The following is a 24456-nucleotide window of genomic DNA, read 5'->3' as shown; positions in this document are numbered from 1 at the left end:
AAATTAAGGTGATTTACTCTGAAAAAATCAGGCCTCTGTATCGGTGTCCGGTGTCTCTGAGCCTGGCGCATCGCCCGATGGCTCGTTATTGCCGTCGGCTGGTGCATCCGGCTGCCCGGCGACAGGCAACGCAGGTGTGTCAGCCTCATCGGCGTCAACATCGGCATCGCTTTCCACCACACGACGTACGCCAGACAAACTGCTGCCGTCATCGACACTGATCAATGTAACGCCCTGTGTGGCGCGGCCCATTTCCCGCACTTCAGAGACCCGGGTACGAACCAGAACACCACCGGTGGTGATCAGCATGATTTCGTCTGACGGGTTCACCAGGACAGCGCCTACGACCTTGCCGTTGCGGGCGCTGGTCTGGATGGCGATCATGCCTTTGGTGCCACGACCGTGACGTGTATATTCCGAAATAGAGGTACGCTTGCCGTAGCCATTTTCGGTGGCGGTCAGCACGCTTTGAGACTCGTCACCTGCCACCAGCAGCGAAATCACCTGCTGATCGCCGTCCAGATTCATGCCGCGCACGCCACGTGCAGTGCGACCCATTGGACGCACGTCATTTTCGTCAAAGCGTACTGCCTTGCCTGCATCGGAGAACAACATGACGTCGTGCTCACCGTCAGTCAGATCGGCGCCAATCAGATAATCGCCTTCGTCCAGGGCCACGGCAATAATGCCCGCCTTGCGCGGATTGGAGAAATCGGACAGCGGGGTTTTCTTGACAGTACCACGAGACGTTGCCATGAACACGAAGCTGGTGTCGGAAAATTCACGCACCGGCAACACAACCGTGATTTTCTCGCCATCTATCAGCGGGAACATATTAACGATCGGACGTCCGCGAGAACCACGCGTTCCTTGCGGCACTTCCCAAACCTTGAGCCAGTACACCCGGCCACGGTCGGAGAAACACAACAGGAAATCGTGAGTGTTGGCGATAAACAACTGATCGATCCAGTCGTCCTCTTTCATTGCCGTCGCCTGCTTGCCCCTGCCGCCTCGCTTCTGTGCACGATATTCGGACAGCGGCTGGCTTTTTATATAGCCGCTATTGGAAAGCGTCACGACCATGTCGGCTGGAGTAATAAGGTCTTCGGTATCCAGTTCGGTCGCATTCATGACCACTTCGGAACGCCGTACATCCTTGGCGTTGGTCGAGAACTCAGCCTTGATGGCAACCAGCTCGTCGGAAATAATTGCGGTAATTCGTTCGGGTTTGGCCAGGATATCCAGCAAATCGGCAATGGTGTCCATGATTCCACGGTATTCATTGACGATTTTATCCTGCTCCAGCCCGGTCAGGCGTTGCAGGCGCATATTCAGGATTTCCTGAGCCTGGATGTCGCTTAAACGATACAGTCCATCGCTTTGCAGCCCGAAAATGTCAGCCAGGGTTTCCGGACGATAGGCGGCACTGCCACCCAGCACACTGCCATCGTCTGCCCGCAGCAGCAGCTCGCGTACCAGAGACGAATCCCAGTTACGTGCCATCAGTTCCTGTCGGGCTACCGGTGGCGTAGGCGCACCCTTGATGATCGCGATGAATTCATCGATATTGGCCAGCGCAACGGCCAGGCCTTCCAGCAAATGACCGCGTTCGCGCGCCTTGCGCAACTGAAATACCGTACGGCGCGTGACCACTTCCCGGCGATGACTGAGGAAGTACTCGACCATCTGCTTCAGGTTAAGCAGTCGCGGCTGCCCTTCCACCAGTGCAACCATGTTGATACCGAAGGTATCCTGCAATTGCGTATGTTTGAACAGATTGTTCAGAATGACTTCGGGAACTTCGCCGCGCTTCAGTTCAATGACCAGGCGCATGCCGTCTTTGTCAGACTCGTCGCGAATATCCGAAATACCCTCGATTTTCTTCTCGTTGACCAGCTCAGCAATGCGTTCCTGCAGTGTCTTTTTGTTGACCTGGTATGGCAGCTCGTCAACGATGATGGACTGACGATTGCCCTTTTCCATGTCTTCGAAATGGGTTTTGGCGCGCATCACGACACGTCCGCGTCCTGTGCGGTAGCCCTCGCGCACCCCGGTAATGCCGTAAATAATACCGCCGGTGGGGAAATCGGGTGCGGGAATCAGTTCGATCAGTTCATCCAGCGTGCAGCCCGGATTACGCAGGCAATACAGGCAACCGTCGATAACTTCGCTCAGGTTGTGCGGCGGTATATTGGTTGCCATGCCGACGGCAATACCTGAGCTGCCGTTGACCAGCAGATTCGGTACGCGCGAAGGCAGCAACAGCGGTTCCTGCTCACTACCATCGTAGTTCGGGCCAAAATCGACTGTTTCCTGATCGATATCGGCCAGCAGTTCGTGCGCAATTTTGGCCAGGCGGATTTCCGTATAACGCATGGCAGCCGCACTGTCGCCGTCGACCGAACCAAAGTTACCCTGCCCGTCTACCAGCATATAGCGCAAGGAAAAGTCTTGCGCCATGCGCACGATGGTGTCGTACACCGCCTGGTCACCATGGGGGTGATACTTACCGATAACATCACCGACAATACGAGCGGATTTCTTGTAAGCCCGATTCCAGTCGTTGTTCAGCTCGTGCATGGCAAACAACACCCGGCGGTGCACCGGCTTTAACCCATCCCTGACATCGGGAAGCGCCCGGCCCACAATTACGCTCATGGCGTAATCAAGATAGCTTCGGCGCATTTCCTCTTCTAGCGATATTGGCAGGGTTTCCCTGGCAAAAGAATCCATAGTACTCATAACTTATTTTGATTTGATACAACGTCAGAAAATCCGGCAGGCGTTTTCCGGTCTCGCACGCGGGGCGAATCCGTCATTCTATCATTGTTACAGCCCGTTCAGCGCACCGGAACACGCGTAATGTGAACATTTATGGCCTCTTTATATATTTGAGACTTTACTTTAAGTATTGAGCTTTAATTTTTCATTTCCTTCAGGTGCTTGCTTCGGACAATGCGCTTTTGCAGCAAATTTGAAACAGGGTTTGTGGTTGAAATCCAACAAATTTGGTGCATAAGAGACAATATTGGAAAGTTCCCTTAAAAATGTAGGACTTAGTCTCGGCAAAGACTTCAAAAATCGCTTAAGATTGAACCACGAACAAGGGAAAACTAGTGCAACCCTTTGAATCCATATCCAAGCGTTGCTATACTGACCCTGAATTTCAATCTGCGGCGGGTTTCGCTGCGAGTCAACTTTTAGCTATCAAGCTCAACGAGGAGAAACATGAACAAACCCTCTAAATTCGCATTGGCATTCGCCGTTGTTGCAGCCGCAACGTCAGGTGTAGCATCAGCGCAAACCGTCGATAACTGGGTTAATCCATACGGTCTGGTCTGGATGAACGGCACGAATGAACACTGCTGGCGCGACAATTTCTGGACACCCGCAACCGCAGCTCAAGGTTGTGGCGCTCCTCAAGCTGAAGTCGTTGCCAACAAAGTAACCTTCAACGCTGATACATTCTTCGACTTCGACAAAGCAACACTCAAACCAGAAGGCCGTAACATTCTGGATCAAGTTGCCCAGCAAGTTACTCAATTGAACCTGGAATCTCTGATCGCTACTGGTCATACCGATTCTGTTGGTACCAATGCATACAACCAGAAACTGTCTGAGCGCCGTGCTGCTTCAGTCAAGAACTACCTGATCTCCCGTGGTGTTCCTGCTGACCAGATCATTGCTTCCGGCCGTGGTGAAACACAACCTGTTGCCTCCAACACAACTCGCGAAGGCCGTGCTAAAAACCGTCGCGTAGAGATCGAAATCGTAGGTACACGCCGCTAATCCAGCGTCTCCTGCAAAAAGGCTCCTAGTAGCAGTAAAAAGGGCTCCTTCAAGGAGCCTTTTTTACGTCTGGCGAAATCCATCCCTGGCGCGTTCTCTGGACCCGATTGCCCGAGCTTGTCTCCCCTGCGATCCCCAGTGGTGTAAAATGCAGCTATCACTTTCATATACACACGGTATCACTTTCCACCACTGCCTATGTCACAGACCAGCACGCCCTCTTCCCTGCCCGTCAATGCCAGTCAGGCCGAACTGGATAAATTTGGCGACCTTGCGGCAAAATGGTGGGACCCCACCAGTGAGTTCAAACCCCTGCACGCCATTAACCCGTTGCGCCTGGAGTGGATCTCGTCTCTGGCCGGCGGTCTGGGGGGCAAGACCATCATTGATGTCGGCTGTGGCGGCGGCATTCTTGCCGAAAGCATGGCTGCCAGCGGCGCATCGGTCACCGGTATCGACCTGGCGCAAAAATCCCTGAATGTAGCTCGCCTGCATGGTCTGGAAAGCGGCGTACAGGTGGAATACCGAAATATCAGCGCAGAACAGATCGCCAGCGAGCGTCCCGCCCAATACGACATTGTGACCTGCATGGAAATGCTGGAACATGTGCCCGATCCGGGTTCCATTGTCCGCGCCTGCGCCACGCTGGTCAAACCTGGCGGGCTGGTCTTTTTTTCCACGCTGAACCGCAATTTCAAATCCTTTCTGTTTGCCATCGTTGGCGCCGAGTACGTGCTTAACCTGCTGCCACGCAATACGCACAACCACAGCAGTTTTATCCGCCCGAGCGAACTGGCAGCCAGCGCCCGCAATGCCGGACTGGAACCCATGGCCATGAAAGGCATGCAATATAACCCGATAACCGATGTCTACTCACTGAGCAACGACACATCGGTCAACTATCTGATGGCGACCTACAAATGATCACCACTGTGCTTTTCGACTTTGACGGTACGCTGGCAGACAGCGCTCCTGATCTGGCGCACGCCGCAAACCTGCAGCGCCAGTATCGGGGAATGCCGCCACTCCCTTATGAAATGCTGCGCTGTGTTGCATCGCAGGGGGCACGCGGGCTGCTGAGGGTCGCATTGGCGCTTACCCCGGACGACGAAGACTACGAACCAACGCGCCTGCGGTTTCTCGAAGATTACCGCGCCTGCATGACCCGGAATACCACGCTGTTTCCGGGCATTGAACAGTTATTTAGCAAACTGGAAAATTCCGGCCTGCGCTGGGGTATCGTGACCAACAAGGCCGAAGCGCTGTCGCTGCCGATGTTCGATTATCTGCAACTGACCGATCGCAGCGCAGCCAATGTCTGTGGCGATACGCTGGCCTATTCCAAACCGCACCCTGCGCCGCTGCTGCACGCCGCAAAACTGGCCGGGGTTGCGCCCGAAACCTGTATCTATGTAGGTGATGATGAACGTGATATCATCGCAGGCAAGGCAGCTGGTATGCCGACTGTTGCCGCCGCTTACGGCTATTGCGTTGATGCTAATGAAGTAAAGGCCTGGGATGCTGACCAGATTGCACTTATGCCTGAAGATGTATGGGATGCCGTCGTAAAAATCAAAGAACAGGCAAGCATAGGAAAATCATGAAACTGAGCGCGCTTATACGGGCCCTGGTGATGGCAACGGCAGGATTGCTGCTATCGGCCTGTGCATCTTTCGGCAATGGCGGCGTGGACAACCCCGGCGGCGGCATTGCTGTTGACACTAGCGGACTGCCAGTGATGCAGCGCAGTGTCACTACGCCAAGCAACTGGAACGAACTTATCGGGCAGATTCGTGCCTCCGATACCCAGAATCTGGGCATTCAGGTCAATCGGGTGCGCGATGGCAGCCTGCGTGTGATTTTACCCGGGGGAACAGCCTTTCGTGGCGGCAGCGCTCGCCTGAATAACAAAATGAAGCCGGTGCTCAACGCCGTGGCAGGCGCTTTCGCTGAGTCGCCCTATTTGCGCATTAAGGTAGTCGGACATTCAGATTCTCAGGGAGATCCGGTTACCAATCAGACGCTCTCGATCACACGCGCCACTGCCGTTGTCAATTATCTGATTCAACGCAATGTGAAAAGCGTGCTGATTGAGCTCGAAGGTCGGGGATCAATTGACCCGCTCATGAGCAATTCGACAGCGCAGGGACGCGCCGTAAACCGGCGGGTTGAACTTTATCTTTACGAAATCCGCTAAAAAAACAGGTATCTGGCATACAAGGGACACACTCCCGACAATGCAACACCTCGCCTTGACAAGGCAACCGCAGCCAACCACCTCATATGTTCGCCACGCAATGAAAAAGGGAGCCGAAGCTCCCTTTTTTATCCGTTCTGTTGCCAAGTGGATAAAGCTCCTAGCTAGCCAGTATTAGGCTGCTAATGCGTAACTTTCGTCATTTGCATTTAAAGGTTTTGCTTGATTTACGGTCATCGCCTACCGGCTGCCGATCTTCCTATCTTTTCCTGTCGAAACCATGGCGTCCCCATCAGCAGCATACTTGAATCCGTCTTATGGATACAGCAGCAAATACACTGTTGGTGGAGACGGCGGGAGTCGAACCCGCGTCCAGAAAACATTCAGTCAACCAGATATACAGCTTAGATTACATAATACCACAAACCATGCACAATCCACAATACCACAATCACTAGAAAAGCTATTGCATTTCAATAGGTTACTCTTGATCATCCTGCAACAGCCGATGCCATCCCTCGTGCCCCAGCGCCCGGACCACGTCGATATTGCGCTGAAAAATCACACTGGCATCCGGGTACTGCTCTGCAGCCTTATCCAGGCTGTCTTCACGCAACAGATGCAAAATCGGATACGGTGCACGGTTGGTATAGTTGCTTAGGTCGTCCGGTTCGGTGTCGGCAAACTGATATGCAGGATGAAAACTCGCAAGTTGTATTTCACCGACCAGTTCCAGCTCATCCAGCACCGCTTCGGCAATATCCAGATAATCGTTAAAATCGCTAAACTGCTCGAACATAGAGGGCACAACCAGCAGCGTGGTGTCTGTCTGTTGCGCCGGCGTACTGGCCAGCAACTGCAACTCCTCGTATAACTGTGCCGTTAGCGTATGTTTGTCCTGCGCATGACATATAGCAATCCGAACCTGGTCTTTGACATAAACACTTTTGGCGAAAGGACAAAGATTGAGGCCGATGACGGCTTTTTCAAGCCATCGGCGCACACGATTTTCAATCTGGCTGATGTCGTTCATATAGAAAAGCATTCCGGGGTAGTTATCATAAGCACAGGCGAGTGAACAGTTCGTGTTTAAGGTGTCGTGTTTAAGCGATTGCGCAGAAGGGATCGTGCCCCATTTACCCGGCAGCGGCACTTGGGGCAGCCCAAGCTTGCGTAACTTGCTAAAATAGCCGGTTTACTTGGCATTATTCCGGGCCATAGTGTCCGCGGCACTTACTCATGACAGATACTAGCACAAACGCGCTTTTCATTATTACCAGCGCCACCAACGCGCCTTATGCTGGCAGCGCAGGCCTGCAGCAAGTCGGCGATCGGGCCGGTAACGGCGCATCGGGCGAGCACACGCATGATAACGGCCATGCGCAAGCCGCTGGCAGTCAGGCGACGCAAAGCTATGACAATCTAATGGCCACAATCGCCAGCATTAACACCCACGCACCCGGCTCGCGCATCGCACTCGTGGAGTATTCTGCCTATCCCTTGTCCCAGCCGCAGCATGATGCCTTGATTGAGCAGGTTGACTACCTCATGAGTTATGCTGGCAACGAACAGATTCAGGGCTTTGATCGCACTCTGGGCAGCCACCAGACGATTGCCGCCTTCAGTGAACTGACGTGCCTGCAATGGTTTCTGCAAGTCGGGCAACACCATGATCTGTACAAATCGTTCAAAAGAGTATTCAAAATGTCGCCCGGCGTACAACTGGTGTCGGCAGCAAGCGATACCGTGCACTTTGCCGACAGAGCTCAGGAACGCTACGTATTTCCAAACGCAACACTGGCCGCCAATGCCGCCGGCGCACTGGCGCTGCAGTTTTCCAATGGCTACTGGAGCATGGATACGGCGCTGGTGCCGTCTTTTATCGCTTTATTGCAGGAGATGCTCGAGTCCATGCGTCAGCTGAACCAGCAGGGACAGACTGTCTGCGTCGAGAGCATGCTTTACAAATTTATTGATGCAGGCAAGATTTTCTATGACCTGAAACCGGCCATCGCAGGCCCATCATCACAATAGGAAGCGACCATCCCTGGCCTCCACGCATAGCGCATCCACAGTAGCGTCAACGCCCTGCTGCCAGCAGGGCAGCGACAGGCCGAAAGTACCGGCCAGCTTGCTGGTGTTCAGCCTGCTATTCAACGGTCGCCGTACAGCGCTGCCGTATTCCAGTGTGCTAACCGGCACGACACGATCCAGCGCCAGATCCAGCCCGTTGGCGCGCATGCGTGCAAAAACATGGCAGGCATAGCCGAACCAGCTGGTTTCTCCGCTAGCTGCCAGGTGATATAAACCGTCTTCAATCGCCGCCGGATGCCTACGATATTTATTAAGTACCGCGGCAGTAATTTCAGCGATCAAACATGCACTGGTCGGCGCGCCGATCTGGTCGTTTACCACCCGCAAGCACTGACGGCGCATAGCCAGTTGCATCATTTGCTGCAGAAAACCACGGCCCTGGCGACCATATACCCAACTGGTCCGAAAGATCAGGTGCCTGCAACCACTGCGCGCAATTGCCTGATCTGCAGCCAGTTTGCTGTGCCCATAAACATTAACCGGTCGGGCAATATCAGTCTCGTTCCAGGGCCGTGTTCCGCTGCCGTCAAAAACGTAGTCAGTGGAATAATGGATTAACAAGGCGCCACATTGAGCAGCTGCCCGCGCCAATACCGCCGGCGCTTGGGCATTAACCAGCAAGGCGGTGGCCTGATTGTTTTCGGCCTCCTCAACGGCGGTGTAGGCGGCCGCATTGACGATCACATCAGGCGATAAGGCAAGCGTGCGCTCGTACAAACACGCCGGATCCAGGAAATCGGCCTGCCAAGGTTCATGCCGATTGGCCGATTCAGCCGATACCACTGACTGCCCTGACGCGTGCCGCGGCCTGTCTGGCGCAATGACCTGCCCCAACGGTGCCAGCACCGGTTGCAACGCTCGCCCCACCTGGCCGGTTTTTCCGAAAAGCACAATGTTCATTGTCCGATCACCCTTGTCTATCCCCTTTCGTGTTGTCCTCTACCGCTACGGCACTGGTTGCCGCGCTTGTACCGGCTGCTGAAAGTGGCTGCGCCTCTTTGTCACACTGCTGCCGCACCAGGCATAGCCACGGCCATACCTCACTCCGGATCATTGAACAATTTACCCGTATGGCGTCGGAAAAAGCCACTTACATCGTCCACAATCAGGAACACCGCCGGAATCACCAGCAAGCTCAGAAACGTGGATGTAATCAGCCTCCGAGCACGGCGATGGCCATTGGTGAACGAAAGGCCGGATCTGCAGCACCCCAACCAACGGCCAGCGGCACCATGCCGGCGCCCATGGCAAGGGTGGTCATCAAAATCGGACGAGCGCGCTTGTGGCAGGCATCCCGAAGCGCGTCCAGGCGCGTCATGCCCTTTTCCTTGATCGCCAGAATCGCATATTCGACCAGCAGAATCGAGTTTTTGGTCGCAATCCCCATGAGCATGATCAGACCGATCAGCGACGGCATGGAAAAACTCTTGTCGGCCAGCAGCAGGCCCACGAAAGCACCACCCAACGATAGCGGCAACGCGGCCAGGATTGTCAACGGCTGAAGAAACTGCTTGAAAAGCAGCACCAGGACAATATAAATGCAGACAATCCCAATGACAATCGCCAGCCCAAAACTCTGGAACAATTCTTCCATGACCTCGGCATCGCCGATATCGATGACTGCCACGCTGGCGGGTAACGACTTCATGGCAGGTAACTGCCTTACCTGCTTGACCACGTCGCCCAGCGCGATGCCCGAAAGTTCAATTTCAAATGTGATATTACGGGCCCGATCATAGCGATTGATGACCGCCGGACCACCACCCAGGCGTACATCGGCCACGCTGCTTAACGGCACCGGCCCGTTTGCACCGGGCACGCGTAAATTCTCAATGAAATCCAGGTCTTTGATTGCCCATTTTTCCAGTGCAACCACGATCGGAATCTGGCGCTGATCCAGATTGAGTTTGGACAATGCCACTTCAAAGTCGCCGGCCGTGGCAACACGCAGGGTATCGGCCATTGCCGCACTGGTGACACCCAGTTGCGCCGCATCATCGAAACGCGGATGCACTTCTATTTCCGGACGAATCAGGCTGGCCGAGGACGAGATATTACCCAGCCCCTCTATAGACCGCAGTTGTCGTCCAACCTGTAGTGCGGTCTGCAACAGCACATCGGGCTGCTCGCTTGAGAGCACCAGCATATATTTCTCGCCCGAGCCGCCCAGTCCCACTTTGAGCCGCACGCCCGGAACGACTTGCAGGCGCCGGCGAATATCAGCCTCAATCTCCTGCTTGACCGGCCGCTCGTTGCGCGCCTGCAACAGCACCGTCAACGTGGCCTTGCGCTCTTCCTGGGTCTGGCCGCCGGCAAATGGATCGCCCCCCGCCGCCCCGCCACCAATACTGGTGTACACCGACCGCACCGATGGATTTTCCATGACCAGCTGGCGCACCCGCTCGGCCGTCTTCTCGGTTTGCGACAATGGCGTGCCCGGCTGCATTTCCACATAGACTTGCGTCTGCGACAGATCATCGGCAGGCATGAAGCCCGTAGGCAGTAGCGGAATAATAACGATCGAACCAACAAAGAACAGACCAGCAATAAATACGGTAACCCATCGATGCCGCAGCGAGCGATCCACCCACTTCATATAAAGCCTCATCCATGCCGGATCTTTGGGCACCTGTTTCTTGCCTTTCAAAATGTAGGCACACATCATGGGTGTGAGCATACGGGCCACGACCAGGGAAGCAAAGACAGCCATGGCGGCCGTCCAGCCAAATTGCTTGAAGAACTTGCCGGCAATACCGCTCATAAAAGCCGTAGGCAAAAACACGGCAATCAGGGTAAAGGTGGTGGCCACGACGGCAAGGCCAATTTCATCGGCCGCCTCCATCGCGGCGCGATAGGGAGACTTACCCGACTGCAGGTGTCGCACGATATTCTCGACCTCAACAATCGCGTCATCCACCAGAATACCAACCACCAGGGACAAAGCCAGCAGCGTGACGCCATTGATCGTAAATCCAAAGAAATACATGCCGACAAATGCCGGTATGATGGACAAGGGCAAAGCGACGGCCGATACCAGGGTCGCCTGATATCGCGCAAAAACAGCCAGACGGCCAGCACCGCCAGCAACGCGCCCTCGTACAGCATAGTCATGGCCCCGTCATATTCAGACTGGACCGGCTCCACCATATCGAATGCTGTGCGGAAGGTCAGATCGGGATACTGCGCCTTGATCTGCTCCAGCGCCTGCATCACGCCCCGCCCGACATCGACCTCTCCCGCCCCGCGACTGCGTGCCACTTCGAACGCCACGACAGGCTTGCCATCAAGAAATGCAGCCGTGACCGGGTCGGCAAAACTATCGCGCACGGTAGCCACTTCGCCCAATGTAATGACTTTGCCGTTGCTCAGTGGTATGCGCAAATCTTCCAGCTCTGCCGCGCTTTTTACGGCGCCAGCGTACGAATGGGTTGCTTCTGCAGACCCAGCTCAGCCTTGCCCCCCGACTGTTCCTGCTGCACAGATTTGAGCTGCCGGGAGACGTCGGCAACCGTTGCACCCAACCCTTGCAATAGCACCGGGTCCATGTCTACGCGTACCTGCCGGTCACGCCCGCCCACCCGGCTGACCTTGCCAACGCCAGAGACCGTGAGCAGTTTACGGGCAATGGTATTGTCTACCAGCCAGGACACATCCGTTACATCACGACGCGAGGAACTGACGGTGAATGCCAGGATCGGCTGCTGCGCCAGATCCAGTTTGGTGACGATGGGTTCCTCGGTATTGGCCGGCAACTCATTGCGCACCGAAGCCACTGACGAGCGTACGTCATCCACCGCTTCCTGTATGGGTTTTTCCAGTTCAAACTGCGCAGTAATGGTCGCCACGCCATCCTGCAAGGTGCTAAAGACATGATCTATGCCCTGCACCGTTGCCAGATTATCCTCGATCTTGCGAGCGACATCATTCTCAAGCTGGCTTGGCGTTGCCCCTTCCAGGACGGTCGTGACCACCACCGTAGGCAGATCGATGTCCGGAAAATTCTGGATCCGCATTGCATGAAACGAATACAGCCCCATCAATGTCAGCAGCACGAACAACATGCATGCAGGCAACGGGTTTTTTATCGACCACGCAGAAACGTTCATGTTCAGTTCTCGGAGGGACCGGTAGCAGATGCGGCCGGCGAATCAGGTCCAGTGCCTGCCGGTTTGCGAGTCTCATCAGCAGACGGCGCCGCTGCGGTCTGGACCACCCGCACTGTATCCTGGTCATTCAGAAACGCCGCGCCTTGCGTCACGACCCGATCGCCTTCGCGCAGACCCGCTGTTACCTCTATCGTATTGCTGACTGCGCCACCGAGTTGTACCTTGGTTTGCGCGACCTTATTGTCGTTTCCGAGCACAAAAACAAAATAGAATCCATCACGCAGCACCAGCGCCTGACGCGGCACCGTCAGCCCCTGTTTAAGCGGCAACTCAAAGCGCCCTCGCAAGAACATGCCGGCGCGCAATTGCGGATCAGATGCCAGATCAACATAAACAATACCCTGGCGCGTCTGCTCATCCAACGTGGGGCCGATCTGCCGCACCCGCCCCGCTACCCTTCGGTCATTTGGCAAAACAAGCTGCACCGGCATGCCTTCACTAACCTGCATGAGATTGCGCATACCCAGTTGCGCCTGCCACTCCAGGCGGTTATCGACAACCAGATGAAAAATTTCCTGACCTGGATTGACCACAGCACCGATAACCGCGTTACGCACCGAAATGACGCCATCGGAGGGCGCCAGCAATTTCGTATAGGAGCTGCGTTGTGTCTGGGTTTGCAGTGCCGCCTTGGCAGCAGTGACGTCGGCCATGGCATTTTTTTCACCTGACAGGGCCTGGTCTACTTCGGATTGACTGATGGCGCCGCTGCCGCGGATTTTCCGGATACGGTCTGCATTTCGCCTGGCCGTATCCAGCGACGCCTGGACGTGACCTGCCAAGCAGCGCCTCAGCCTGGGTCAGATCGCCCCGACTGGAGGTATCTTCAAATTCCGCCAGCATCTGTCCCACTTTGACTCTATCGCCCACATCAGCGTACAGCGCTTTGAGCCGAAGACCGCTGGTCTGGGCGCTGACGCTGGCATCATGCCAGGCGCGAACATTGCCGGTGGCCCCAAAACCGGGGATGATCTGTGTGGAATTGACTGTTTGCACCGTCACGGTCAGCGCGGGGTTTGCGGACGGTTCCTGGGCTTGAGTTACGCCTGGATAGAAGACACTCATCGTAGCGACGATGAGTGCACACTGCATCAGCTTTGGAAACGGAATCAGCACGGGTATCTGCCTGCTCGATTGCAAAAACAGACATATCGTACGGGTAAATGCGATATGTCTGTTTGCGCGAGTTGTGAATCGTTGTAACCAAATGCGCCGAAAGACTACTTCTGTTTTGCCAGATCCGCCACGATGTTGGCAGCTTCCTTGATAGCAATATCCAGGCTTTCCTTACGTTTTTTCTCGTCCGCCAGCTCTTGCGTCAGATTGCTTCCCCTGCTGCCAGGCCATCATCAAGACGGAAAGAGTTAACATCGGATTCACCCAGTTTTTTACGGCGCTCTTCAAACTGTGACTGTTCCATGGACATTTTTTCACGCTCTTCCAAACGTGTGGCATAACGCAGTGAAATAACTTTCTTGTCGGATGTCTTGCGGGCGTATGCCAACTCGTCTAGCAACAGCTTCCAGCTTTCCGATTGCTGCGTACGCTGCTCGTGCATGGTTTTGAGTGGTCCGATTTTTTCAGCGAGCGAATCGTATCCACTGTACTTGGTCGGCGCGATTTTACTCCATGGCATCGCGTTCTCATAACTGGACTCGCCCAGTTCAGTAGGATCAAAGGCTGACGGGAACACGATATCGGGTACAACACCCTTTGCCTGCGTAGAGCTGCCGTTGACACGGAAGAATTTCTGGATGGTCCATTTGAGCGACCCCAGCTCCTCGCCTTCATGTCGCCGCAAAAACTCATCCAGACCTCGAATGGTCTGCACGGAGCCTTTGCCCCATGTCGGATCACCAATGACGACGCCGCGCCCATAATCCTGAATTACAGCGGCAAAAATTTCCGATGCAGAGGCCGAAATGCGATTGACCATGACCCCTACCGGTTTGTTCCAGACGATTTTGCCCGTTGCACTGCGAACATTGGACGTGGTTCCCTCGGCGGTACTGACCTGCACGATCGGATTGGGGCCGCCCAGGAACAGACCACTCAGGTTGGCCGCTTCGCTCAGCGAACCGCCACCATTGTTGCGCAGATCCAGCAGAACGCCGTCCACGCCTTCCTTTTCAAGCTTTTCAAGAATCACCCGGACATCGCGGGTCAGGCTTTTGTAATTGCTTTCACCGCGCGCTTTCGCGTCAAAATCTTCGTAGAAGCTGGGGATCGTGATGATGCCAACCTTGCGCTTATCACCATCGGCCCCCGCTTCATAGATACGATAGCGGGCGGCCTGATCTTCCATGGTTACTCTCTGGCGGACGATAGAAACCGTCGTGTGCTTGCCTTCCATGCCCCTTTCGGCCGGAATGATCTCAATACGCACCGTTGTGCCGCGCTTGCCGCGAATCAGCTTGACGATATCATCCAGACGCCAGTCGACCACGTCTTCCATGGGGCCCGATTCACCCTGGCCAACCGCTACAATGCGATCGCCCGGATTGAGTTTGCCGGATTTGGCTGCCGGGCCACCGGGCACCACTTCACGGATTTGTCCGTATTCATCGCGCTTTTGCAAGACGGCGCCAATGCCTCTACCGACAGGCTGATTTGTACGTCGAAATTTTTTGCAGAGCTGGGGCTGTAATATGACGTATGTGGATCGGTGCTGTTGCCGTAGGCATTCAGGAACATCTCGGCAACGTCTTCGCCGTTCATGCGCATGATCTGGTTGCGATTGTTTATATAGCGCTTTTTGAGTTTCTCGACAATGACGCTGTCTTTGCTGCCGGCCAGTTTCAAACGCAGATAATCATTCTTGACCCGCTTGCGCCACAGATCGTTGATCTGCTGTTCAGAAGTCGCCCATTCCGCTTTCTTGCGATCCAGATTGAAGGATTCTTCAACGTCAAAGTTAAACGGCTTATCCAGCAGGGCCAGAGCATGATCGAATCGTTGTTCAACACGATCGCGATATTTTTCAAACATGGCAAACGCCGGCGCAAGACGACCGGTCATCAGCATGGTGTGAATATTCTGGCGCACCGGCTCGAATTCATCGATGTCCGACTTGAGCAGATACAACTTTGCCGGATCCATCATTTTGAGGTATTCCTTGAATACCGCATGCGACATATTCTCGTCCAGCGGCTTCTTGTCATACTCAAAGCGCGTCAGGATATTGGCCACGATAATGGCAGCCTTGGCCTGATCGACGGTGGGTTCCAGCGCTTTTTTCTCGGGCTTCTTCTGCGAGACCGGCGCTTTAGAAGCATTGGCCGAAGGGCTGCTGTTCTGAACCAGCAACTGATGCTGCGTGGATTGCGACTGCTCAAGCCGTTCGATACGGTTCAGCGCTTCTGAGTCGGCGTATACACAGGCCGAGGTAGCCAGAAGTGCCAGAGCCGTTGCCAATACTTTCAACTTCATACAATGCAATCTCAACGAGTGAATAGGATAATGGATACTGATTCTAACGAACTGCGGTCAATTTTACCCATGTTTTCCGCCAAACACATGAAATCACAAACAAAATGGCACATACGTTAGAATTTGACTTCAATCCATTACACGATTCGATCACAATCAGGAGCAGTATTCATGCCTATCAGCCGCTCGCGCCGTTCTCATTCTCGCTCACTGCAGCGGCTTGCCATATTAATTACAATTGGCATTCCGGGCGCGGCGTTTGCACAAAACGGCGGCGATTTTGCCGCATGCCTGCAAAAACTGCAACCACAGGCAGCCCGCGCCGGTATTTCCACGCAATCCTTTGCCCGGTTTACCCAGGGCGTCACGCCGGATATGAGTATTCTGGAAAAGCTCAATTACCAGCCGGAATTTCGCCAGCCAATCTGGGACTATCTGGCCGGGTTGGTGGATGAGCAACGGGTTAGTGAAGGCAAAAGCAACCTTACCCGCCATGCCGATGTATTACAGCGTGTATCTGCACAATACGGCGTAGACCCGGCCACGGTCGTGGCGGTCTGGGGTGTAGAAAGCAACTTCGGACAGACACAGGGTAAATATCCGCTGGTACAGGCGCTAGGCACGCTCAGTTGTTACGGACGTCGACAGGCCTACTTTCAGAAAGAATTTTTTGCCACGCTACGGATTCTGCAATCAGGCGACATCCAACCGCAGCGCCTGGTCGGTTCCTGGGCGGGCGCTTTCGGACACACGCAATTTATGCCCTCCACCTTTGAGCGGCTGGCCGTGGATTTCGATGGCGACGGGCGCCGCGACCTGATGGACAACTCGGCTGATGCGCTGGCATCGACCGCCAACTTTCTTGCCAAGGGCGGCTGGCAGACCGGACAACCCTGGGGATTTGAAGTGCGCCTGCCTGCCGGCATGAACACGGCGGGTGAAGGCCGACGTAATAAAAAATCCATCTCGACCTGGGCTGCGCGAGGTGTCACGACCATAGACGGCCAGCCGCTGGATGCGCGTGTTTCAGGCAACCAGAAAGCGGGCCTGCTGACGCCAGCGGGCGCTGCCGGACCAGCATTCCTGGTATTTCGAAATTTCGACGTGATTTATGGCTATAACGCGGCCGAAAGCTACGCCCTGGCCATTGCGCATTTAAGTGATCGGCTGCGCGGCGCGGGCCCCTTTGTTACCGCCTGGCCCACGGACGACCCCGGCCTGTCGCGAGCCGACCGGGTAACGCTGCAAAAAGCCCTGCTGGGCCGAGGCTACGATATCGGTGAACCCGACGGTCTGATCGGCAGCAAAACGCGCGAGGCCATCAAAACAGAGCAAAGCAAGCTTGGGCTGACGCCGGACGGACGCGCCGGGCAGAAAATCCTGCGTGCGTTGCAATAAAAAGCTTGCGCAGAAAAAAAAATCCTGATATAGTTTCATGCTTCATTCAGTTGCTCTGCGATCAATCAGGTTTTTTGTATGCAGCGCCAGTTTGAATGAAGCCTCATTTTTGTGAGGTGAAAGCTGTGAGAATGGCTCTTTAGCTCAGTCGGTTAGAGCGACGGAATCATAATCCGCAGGTCCCCCGTTCGAATCGGGAAGAGCCACCATTTACACAGTTTTATTCTATTGCAATATCAAATACTTAGGCCGCCTCGCACGCGGCCTTTTTGTTGTCTGCAACAAACTCAACAACTTGCGGCTGCCAAACGATAACCATGTTTGCGTGGATGGTCGGATGTTCCGCATTTGCTGCGCATACCTCTTAAGCATTTCAGAATCCCCCGCTTTCCTTAATCACAAATAATGGCGTGCCGACCTAAGCGTGCCAACTTGCCCATGTGCGTGCCAACAGCGGCAGGTTTGTATCTGCGCGGTAATTTTCCCAAATACTCAAAAAAATGAAAAGCATTGGTGACAGCACTTAACGGGATCCGCTTCAAGACAAGCAACGCACATGCGATACCAAATAGACACCTGAGAGTTTTTGTGAAAATCTTGGATCTGGCGGCTTCACACGACTAATTCGTTCAATCGAGCTATATTATTCCTTTTGAACTCACGAATTCCGCATGAAAAACGCAAACAACACACATGATTTGTACGATGTTTTCCAATGGAATGAGAACGTTATCGACCATCACAGCGACGAAATAACGCCAGACGCCTCCTGGGATCAGGACGGCATCCATCGCATATTCGTTACCGATGGAAATTCCATTGATCTGCTCCTGCACAATCATGTTCTGCTCGATGAATGCAGCCCATCACAAGAACGTATTTTGCTGGTGGGATTTACCGGCGATATGGCGCTTCGAGACAAACAAAAAGGTCCGTTCTTCTTTGGACTTGATATTGCGGAGCAATTGCGACTACCCGTTTTAGCGGTTGCAGATCCGACAATCTCGAAATCCGAGGATCTCAATATTGCGTGGTATACCGGGAACGAGAATGCACCAAAGGCGATTGAAGTCATTGGTACTTGGCTCAACAAACTTGCTCGACACTATAATGCGCGGTTAGTATTATTCGGCGGCTCTGCAGGTAGTTTCGGCGCCTTATCTGTTTTACCGTACATGACTGAATCCACGGGCTGCCTTGTTTGGAATCCTCAAACTTCCTTAGCCCAATGCGACAAGACATTTGTGATTAGCTATTTGAAAAATGCCTTCCCGACACGTAATTCAGAATTAAGTATAAATGACGAAATTTCGCAGCAGGACTTAGCAGCCCGCCTAGTTCGCGAGGGTATATATTACGACTTGCAACGCAATTATCAGATTCCGAGTGCTGTAAAGCTATTGTTTCTGGAAAACAAAACAGACGTGCATGTCGCGTCACATGCAAGTCCATTCTTAAACAATCTTGGATTTGCTATCGATAGCAAAAATCTTACAAATCAACGCGTGAATAATGTATTTGCCCACTTCGACGTACTCGACGAAGGACTGGATGCGCCCAATCAAAAAACGGTCACAACTTGCTTGAAGTGGTTAATAGACAATTCGGATGTACCACTCGACTTAACAGATCCGAAACAACAAAGCGATATACCTATCGGCTTGACTGCTTTGGCACAACAAAGCGACACACCCATAGATTTAGTGGTCGCTTCGGAACAACAGAGCATCGACACTGCGCAAGAAGAAGAAAAATTTGAAGTGACCGCAACGCTAGATGGTTCGAATTTATTGGCGTCAGTTCATGTAGTCCCTGGTGTTTTTATTAAACCCTTTTTCGCATTCTATCTTTTCATAGATGGTCAACGAACATCGATCAAACCGTACTCCCCTGAAAATAGTACGCTATTTGAGATCAGTGGACGTCCAAACAAAATTGAAGTTACGGGTTACGTTCTTGATAATGGGAAGCGCGACAGCAAGCGGATCAATGTTGATCTTCCTGCGCAATAGTTTCACTGCCCGCATGACCACACACAACTCTGCACTGCAATTTTTTGAATACCACATCTAAAATATGCCGCTCCTCATTCAACAAGTGCCGCCAACGCAAGCGCCAATTGATCTATTGCTGCTTGCCGACCCGTCCGAGGAAAAGATTCGCTCGTATCTTCACCAATCAGGATGTTTTGTCGCTTCCCTCGGCGCAATGGTGATTGGCGCATGCCTGGTACGGCCGTTGGGACCCACATCGCACGAAATCATGAGCATCGCCGTGCATCCGGAGCACCAAAAATCAGGTACAGGCACGTTGCTGCTCAAGTGGGTTATCGATTTTTATCGTCGATCCGGCGCTCAACAATTGGAAGTGGGAACAGGGTCGTTCGGATACCAACTCGCCTTTTACCAACGACAAGGCTTTCGAGTGACTGGCATTGAACGTAATTTTTTCATCGACAACTACAACAAACCTATCATTGAAGACGGCATCAGGCTTTATGACATGTTACGCCTGGTGCTGCAGCTGACCAAGACTGAGTGTGGACCAGAATAAGGGCCAGAGCCATCTGCTGATCCCCGGACCACCTCGCCACCTCGCCACCTCGCCGCATCACTGCATCATTGCATCACTGCTTTGACAGCATACAATTGCCGTATCTGCTGTATAGTGGGCAATTGAGCTGGGAGACAGCGATGGCATTTGAAAAATGGGCTGTACGTAAAGGCGATGCATTAGGCGTGGTCTACGAAGCTTACCGGGTGGGCAAACAGCTATCACTTGTGAAATACTATATGAACAGCCATCGGGATGGATTTGTGCTGGTCAAGGAAAACGCATACGACAAACTCGGACCAGAACGTCTGGATGCATTATTTGACGAGTGCTGGAACAGCCCGAACGATTTCTATCAAATTGATGAATCGGGTGTAACCAAGGTCGGCAGACGAGCGCCCAACTTCGGCTGACACCCTGTATTCGGCCAGTGAGCGGCACTTAACCCTGCTCGATCGGAAACACAATTGTGATTGTGAGCCCAGGCCGGCGGTCCTCAAACGTCAGCGTTCCTTCGTGCATGGCCACAATGGCCATGGCGCTTTTGAGCCCAAGCCCAAAGCCGGTGGCATTGGGATCCAGTTGATAGAAGTGTTTGCCGACATTGCCATATTCGCTGGCAGGTATACCAGGGCCATCGTCTTCAATTCGAATCGATAACTGGCCCTGCTCTGCATGCAAACTGACCCAGACATGCTCACTGGTGTATTTCAATGCATTGTCCACCAGGTTGGCCAGCATGCTGGCCAGCAGGTCCGCATCCCCCTGGATATGGCAGTCGCCTGGATACTTAACGACAGCTGGTGATGCCGATCTTCGGCAAAGGCACTGTAAAGGTCAATAACATCGTCTGCGATCGCTGAAAAATCACAGATGCGAAAGCGTTGCCGATGTACGCCGGCTTCAATCTCGGAGATCTGCAATAATTTCTCAAATAGCTGATTCAGATTTTCAATTTCCTGAACGGCAAAATGCGTGGCCTGCAGCACCTCCTGCGCCGAATGGCCAGGCCGTTGCACAGTGCGCAGCCTGCTGATAATGCGTGTTAGTGGCGTACGCAGATTATGCGCAATCGTATCGGACACATGGCGAACGCCTTTCATGAGTGCCTCGATACGATCCAGCATTGAATTGATTTCACGGCTCAGATGATAAAACTCATCGTGTATTTCAGACAGTGGTATTCGCGAGGACAGTTGCCCACTGCTAATTTGCGTGGCTGTCTTATGAATGCTGCTGACCCGGTAATCAAGCTCGCGCCTGAATATAAACGTTCCCACGATCACCAGCATCAACGCAACAAATAGCGTGACCAGGCAGGCCTGCCCGATCAATGCGATGGTTCTATTGGTGTCGGCCAGATCCACACCGACAATTAGCGTGCTACCGTCATCCAGTGTCGATATCTTGAACCGGCCGCTCAGCGCAACTCCCTCGTTGCTCACCTCAGCTTCCGCTATCTCCGACAGCCGCGAGAGCGGCGCCGCATCCAGGTTGCCGATCACCTTTTCACCGGTCTGATTGAGCAACAGATACAGCCCCTTGTCTGAATCCACGTCATCGGACAGCGTAAAGGCAAGGGAACGGATAAGCCGGTCTGAGCCACCGGCTTCGAAATCGGTCACCAGTCTATGAGTGGTGGACGCGATTTGCCGCTGCAATTGGGAATGCAGCGCACCGACCACCTGCAAATAAATAAATGCCATCAGGATCAGGATGGAAAAGATGGCCAGCATTCCATAATTGAATGTCAGTCGAAAGGAAATCGAATTCCATGTCCGATCCAGAAAACGGACAAATTGACGAATCATGATGCGCGTTATCCTGCCCGCTGGCCTGTCCCTGAGCCGACAGCACATAGCCCTCGCCCCATACCGTGTGAATCAGCTGGGTTTGAAAGCCGGTGTCAATCTTGCGGCGCAGGCGACTGATCTGAACATCAATCACATTCGATTGTGGATCAAAACGATAATCCCATACAGATTCGAGCAACATGGTGCGGGTCACCACGTTGCCTGCGTTCTGCATCATATGGACAAGCAGACGATATTCGCGCGGCTGCAAATTGATAAGTTTGCCGCCACGCTCTACCTTGCGGCTGATCAAATCAAGCGTCAGATCCCCTACTCGCAACTGCTTAATGGTATCGTCACTGCCGGCCCGCCGGATCAGCGCCTCGATCCGGGCGATCAGCTCGGAAAAGGCAAAGGGTTTTGTGAGGTAATCATCGCCGCCCGATTTGAGGCCACGAACGCGTTCGTCCACGCCCGACAGGGCGCTGAGCACCAGCACAGGCGTCTTGTTGCCCAGCGCGCGCAGTGTGGAAAGAATAGACAGGCCATCTATATTTCCAGGCAACATCCGGTCCAGGATAATAATATCCCATTGCTCTTCACAGGCGCGTCGCATGCCGTCCGCGCCATTGCCGCAGACCACAGCATCGTGCCGCAACTCATTCAGGCCATTGGCAATATACCTTGCGTTTTCATAATCATCCTCAATGACCAAACAGTGCCACATGAGCGTCCCCTATATCTATACCTTTTGCCGGCGTTGCGCCGCCACCCGAGCATCATACAATTTCATGCCGCGCGTGTGCCGTACTGATCCGAATTCCAATATACATTTTTATTCAAATGCAATCATGACAAAACGGTAATGTTTTCGTCATCCTCTGCAAGACTTTTGTCTCTATACAATCCTCAGGCTATACACCTGCAATTTTAGTGGAGACTTAAAAGGTAAATTATGCAGATAAAAAATCAACAGGACTTCTGGTCCGGCCTGATGTTTGTGGTCATCGGCCTGGGCTTTGTCATATTTTCCTACAGCTATGACATGGGCACGCCAAGCCGCATGGGCCCAGGCTATTTCCCTTTCTGGCTGGCTGTCTGTATGGCATTGCTGGGCGCAATCGTCACATTCAACGCCCTGCGCGGCGAGCCGGCCGAGGACAGCGCTGTTGGCCATTTCGACTGGGATATTCTATTTCTGATTATTGGCAGTATCTGCCTGTACGGCATTATGCTGGACCACCTTGGGCTGTACATTGCCACTCCACTGCTGGTCATTTTCTGCAGCCTGGCCAGTCATGAGTTCAGTCTGACAATAGCCGTGGGCAACGCCATCTTCCTGACCGTGTTCGCCTGGCTGGCCTTCGTCAAAGGCCTGGGTCTGATATTCCCACTTTGGCCGGAACCGATTGCCGAATGGAGCACTCTGGCACAGATCACTATCCCGCTGGGTGTGGTGATTGCAGTCGTCATGCTGGTACGTCGGATCAAAGGAAAATAATCATGCTGGACTTATTACAACATCTGGCCCTGGGGTTTTCGGTTGCCTTTACGCCTGAAAACCTGGCCTATGCCCTGCTCGGATGTATTCTGGGCACCCTGATCGGCGTCTTGCCCGGCATCGGCCCTGTGCCCACGATTGCCATGCTGCTGCCGTTAACCTACATTCTGCCCCCAACCGCGGGCCTGATCATGCTTGCCGGGATTTATTATGGCGCGCAATATGGCGGCTCGACCACGGCTATCCTGGTCGCCTGCCTGGCGAGACATCGGCAGTCGTTACCGTGCTGGACGGCCATCAAATGGCCAAAAACGGTCGCGCCGGCGCTGCGCTGGCGATCGCTGCAATGGGCTCGTTCTTTGCCGGCTGTTTTGCCACCCTGCTGCTGGCTGCCTTTGCGCCGCCCTTGGCCGAAGTTGCATTCAAATTCGGACCCGCCGAGTACTTCTCGCTGATGGTACTGGGTCTGGTCGGCGCTGTCGTACTGGCTTCTGGCTCCCTGCCCAAGGCAATTTGCATGATCCTGCTGGGGCTGTTGCTGGGCATGGTCGGCACCGATGTGAACTCCGGCGTGGCCCGCTTTGACTTTGGCATTCCCGAACTGCAGGACGGCATTGACTTTGCCGTGGTTGCCATGGGCGTTTTCGGTCTGGCCGAAATCATGAACAACCTGGCGCAGAAAGAAAATCGGGTGGATATTACAGACAAGATTGGCGCGCTGTACCCGAACCGTCAGGAACTACGTGAAGCGGCACCGGCATGTATCCGCGGCACGCTGCTGGGATCGGCGCTGGGTATCTTGCCCGGAGGCGGCGCTGTGCTGTCGTCCTTCGCTTCTTACACGCTGGAAAAGAAAATTTCCAGGCAGCCACATCGCTTTGGCAAAGGTCATCCTGCCGGACTGGCAGGACCTGAGTCGGCCAATAACGCCGCTGCGCAGACATCCTTCATCCCATTGCTGACGCTGGGTATTCCCGGCAACGCCGTGATGGCATTGATGGTCGGCGCCATGACTATTCACAACATCCAGCCGGGACCACAGGTCATGTCCAGCCACCCGGAACTGTTCTGGGGCCTGATTGCTTCCATGTGGATCGGTAATCTGATGTTGGTGATTCTGAACCTGCCGCTCATCGGTCTGTGGGTCAAGCTGCTCAAAGTACCCTACCGAGTCCTCTTCCCGGCCATTGTTCTGTTCTGCACTATCGGTGTTTACTCGCTGAACTATAACGTGTTTGATATATACATCATGGCCATTTTCGGTGTGATTGGGTATCTGTGGAGCAAACTCAAATGTGAAGGCGCACCGCTGTTGCTGGGACTGGTACTGGGCCCGATGATGGAAGAGAATTTCCGTCGCGCCCTGCTATTGTCCCGTGGTGAATTCAGTACATTCGTCACTCGTCCGCTGTCCATGTCACTGCTGATCCTGGCCGCGGCGCTGGTGGTGCTGGTTGCACTGCCCTCGATTCGCAAGAAACGCGAAGAAACGTTCGTCGAAGAAGAATAAACCACCGCCCCAGGCAGACCACATGC

General features: G+C 53.8%; 18 protein-coding genes, 1 tRNA gene, 1 other RNA gene and 5 pseudogenes. 12 read left to right on the top strand and 13 right to left on the bottom strand.

Annotation, left to right across the window (positions count from 1 at the left end):
• Positions 1 to 27: 27 nt before the first annotated feature.
• On the bottom strand, positions 28 to 2733 hold the full coding sequence (gyrA, locus tag TKWG_RS08555; protein ID WP_014750460.1) for a DNA gyrase subunit A: 2706 nt from the start codon (positions 2731 to 2733) through the stop codon (positions 28 to 30).
• Between the two features lie 495 nt (positions 2734 to 3228).
• On the opposite strand from gyrA, the gene ompA reads away from it, so the two are divergent.
• The 4 genes from ompA (at position 3229) to TKWG_RS08535 (ending at position 5986) form a co-directional block, all read left to right on the top strand.
• On the top strand, positions 3229 to 3789 hold the full coding sequence (gene ompA, locus TKWG_RS08550) for an outer membrane protein OmpA (RefSeq protein ID WP_014750459.1): 561 nt from the start codon (positions 3229 to 3231) through the stop codon (positions 3787 to 3789).
• Positions 3790 to 3987: 198 nt separating this feature from the next.
• Positions 3988 to 4713: a bifunctional 2-polyprenyl-6-hydroxyphenol methylase/3-demethylubiquinol 3-O-methyltransferase UbiG gene (ubiG, locus tag TKWG_RS08545; RefSeq protein ID WP_014750458.1), complete on the top strand. Its 726-nt coding sequence runs from the start codon at positions 3988 to 3990 to the stop codon at positions 4711 to 4713.
• Positions 4710 to 5393, top strand: coding sequence for an HAD-IA family hydrolase (locus TKWG_RS08540; protein WP_014750457.1), 684 nt, complete (start codon positions 4710 to 4712; stop codon positions 5391 to 5393). Before ubiG ends, TKWG_RS08540 begins: the two co-directional genes overlap by 4 nt.
• Entirely contained in the window at positions 5390 to 5986 is a 597-nt protein-coding gene (locus TKWG_RS08535; protein ID WP_014750456.1) for an OmpA family protein, read from the top strand. The genes TKWG_RS08540 and TKWG_RS08535 overlap by 4 nt, the downstream gene beginning before the upstream one ends.
• A gap of 101 nt (positions 5987 to 6087) precedes the next feature.
• Here TKWG_RS08535 and ssrA read toward each other — a convergent pair.
• Together ssrA and TKWG_RS08530 are read right to left on the bottom strand one after the other, a co-directional pair.
• Positions 6088 to 6424, bottom strand: a transfer-messenger RNA (tmRNA) gene (ssrA, locus tag TKWG_RS22440).
• A gap of 43 nt (positions 6425 to 6467) precedes the next feature.
• Positions 6468 to 7019 (bottom strand): DUF1415 domain-containing protein, encoded by a 552-nt coding sequence (locus TKWG_RS08530; RefSeq protein WP_014750455.1) that lies wholly within the window; start codon positions 7017 to 7019, stop codon positions 6468 to 6470.
• Between the two features lie 206 nt (positions 7020 to 7225).
• Between TKWG_RS08530 and TKWG_RS08525 the strand changes: the two genes are divergently transcribed.
• Positions 7226 to 8020 (top strand): hypothetical protein, encoded by a 795-nt coding sequence (locus TKWG_RS08525; protein ID WP_014750454.1) that lies wholly within the window; start codon positions 7226 to 7228, stop codon positions 8018 to 8020.
• On the opposite strand, the gene rfbD is transcribed toward TKWG_RS08525, so the two are convergent.
• The 7 genes and pseudogenes from rfbD to TKWG_RS23600 all read right to left on the bottom strand — a co-directional run bounded on the left by rfbD (position 8012) and on the right by TKWG_RS23600 (position 15381).
• Positions 8012 to 8980 carry a dTDP-4-dehydrorhamnose reductase gene (gene rfbD, locus TKWG_RS08520; protein WP_014750453.1) on the bottom strand — a complete coding sequence of 323 codons (969 nt, stop codon included), beginning with the start codon at positions 8978 to 8980 and terminating at the stop codon, positions 8012 to 8014. The genes TKWG_RS08525 and rfbD overlap by 9 nt on opposite strands.
• A gap of 140 nt (positions 8981 to 9120) precedes the next feature.
• Positions 9121 to 12186 (bottom strand): annotated as a pseudogene (locus TKWG_RS08515) (efflux RND transporter permease subunit).
• Between the two features lie 2 nt (positions 12187 to 12188).
• Complete coding sequence (locus TKWG_RS21415; RefSeq protein ID WP_171815145.1) at positions 12189 to 13028, bottom strand: efflux RND transporter periplasmic adaptor subunit; 840 nt, start codon at positions 13026 to 13028, stop codon at positions 12189 to 12191.
• Positions 12910 to 13362 (bottom strand): biotin/lipoyl-binding protein, encoded by a 453-nt coding sequence (locus tag TKWG_RS21410; protein ID WP_014750450.1) that lies wholly within the window; start codon positions 13360 to 13362, stop codon positions 12910 to 12912. Before TKWG_RS21410 ends, TKWG_RS21415 begins: the two co-directional genes overlap by 119 nt.
• A gap of 202 nt (positions 13363 to 13564) precedes the next feature.
• On the bottom strand, positions 13565 to 13882 hold the full coding sequence (locus TKWG_RS24770) for a carboxy terminal-processing peptidase (RefSeq protein WP_238534398.1): 318 nt from the start codon (positions 13880 to 13882) through the stop codon (positions 13565 to 13567).
• Between the two features lie 51 nt (positions 13883 to 13933).
• A pseudogene (locus TKWG_RS22995) lies at positions 13934 to 14839 on the bottom strand (S41 family peptidase); the annotation flags it as partial.
• Positions 14728 to 15381: a hypothetical protein gene (locus tag TKWG_RS23600; protein WP_238534397.1), complete on the bottom strand. Its 654-nt coding sequence runs from the start codon at positions 15379 to 15381 to the stop codon at positions 14728 to 14730. The gene TKWG_RS23600 and the pseudogene TKWG_RS22995, both read right to left, overlap by 112 nt.
• A 465-nt stretch (positions 15382 to 15846) precedes the next feature.
• Between TKWG_RS23600 and TKWG_RS08500 the strand changes: the two genes are divergently transcribed.
• The 5 genes from TKWG_RS08500 to TKWG_RS08480 all read left to right on the top strand — a co-directional run bounded on the left by TKWG_RS08500 (position 15847) and on the right by TKWG_RS08480 (position 20039).
• Entirely contained in the window at positions 15847 to 17073 is a 1227-nt protein-coding gene (locus TKWG_RS08500; protein ID WP_014750449.1) for a lytic murein transglycosylase, read from the top strand.
• A 133-nt stretch (positions 17074 to 17206) separates the two neighbouring features.
• A tRNA-Met gene (locus TKWG_RS08495) sits at positions 17207 to 17282 on the top strand.
• 462 nt (positions 17283 to 17744) lie between these two features.
• Positions 17745 to 19085 (top strand): hypothetical protein, encoded by a 1341-nt coding sequence (locus tag TKWG_RS08490; RefSeq protein ID WP_014750448.1) that lies wholly within the window; start codon positions 17745 to 17747, stop codon positions 19083 to 19085.
• Between the two features lie 64 nt (positions 19086 to 19149).
• Complete coding sequence (locus TKWG_RS08485; protein WP_014750447.1) at positions 19150 to 19626, top strand: GNAT family N-acetyltransferase; 477 nt, start codon at positions 19150 to 19152, stop codon at positions 19624 to 19626.
• Positions 19627 to 19766: 140 nt separating this feature from the next.
• The gene (locus TKWG_RS08480; RefSeq protein ID WP_014750446.1) at positions 19767 to 20039 is read left to right on the top strand and encodes a hypothetical protein; all 273 of its coding nucleotides are present in this window, start codon (positions 19767 to 19769) and stop codon (positions 20037 to 20039) included.
• A gap of 28 nt (positions 20040 to 20067) precedes the next feature.
• Here TKWG_RS08480 and TKWG_RS21405 read toward each other — a convergent pair whose 3' ends face one another.
• The 3 genes and pseudogenes from TKWG_RS21405 to TKWG_RS08470 form a co-directional block, all read right to left on the bottom strand.
• On the bottom strand, positions 20068 to 20367 hold the full coding sequence (locus TKWG_RS21405; RefSeq protein ID WP_050981574.1) for a sensor histidine kinase: 300 nt from the start codon (positions 20365 to 20367) through the stop codon (positions 20068 to 20070).
• Positions 20337 to 21332, bottom strand: coding sequence for a sensor histidine kinase (locus tag TKWG_RS08475; protein ID WP_050981573.1), 996 nt, complete (start codon positions 21330 to 21332; stop codon positions 20337 to 20339). The genes TKWG_RS21405 and TKWG_RS08475 overlap by 31 nt, the downstream gene beginning before the upstream one ends.
• A 142-nt stretch (positions 21333 to 21474) precedes the next feature.
• Positions 21475 to 22146 (bottom strand): annotated as a pseudogene (locus tag TKWG_RS08470) (response regulator transcription factor); the annotation flags it as partial.
• Positions 22147 to 22374: 228 nt separating this feature from the next.
• On the opposite strand from TKWG_RS08470, the pseudogene TKWG_RS08465 reads away from it, so the two are divergent.
• Together TKWG_RS08465 and TKWG_RS08460 are read left to right on the top strand one after the other, a co-directional pair.
• Positions 22375 to 22821: pseudogene (locus TKWG_RS08465) on the top strand (tripartite tricarboxylate transporter TctB family protein); the annotation flags it as partial.
• A 104-nt stretch (positions 22822 to 22925) separates the two neighbouring features.
• A pseudogene (locus TKWG_RS08460) lies at positions 22926 to 24430 on the top strand (tripartite tricarboxylate transporter permease).
• Positions 24431 to 24456: the final 26 nt, after the last annotated feature.

It is taken from the genome of Advenella kashmirensis WT001 (assembly GCF_000219915.2).
GTDB lineage: Bacteria > Pseudomonadota > Gammaproteobacteria > Burkholderiales > Burkholderiaceae_B > Advenella > Advenella kashmirensis.
This window is presented reverse-complemented; position numbering and strand designations above follow the sequence as displayed.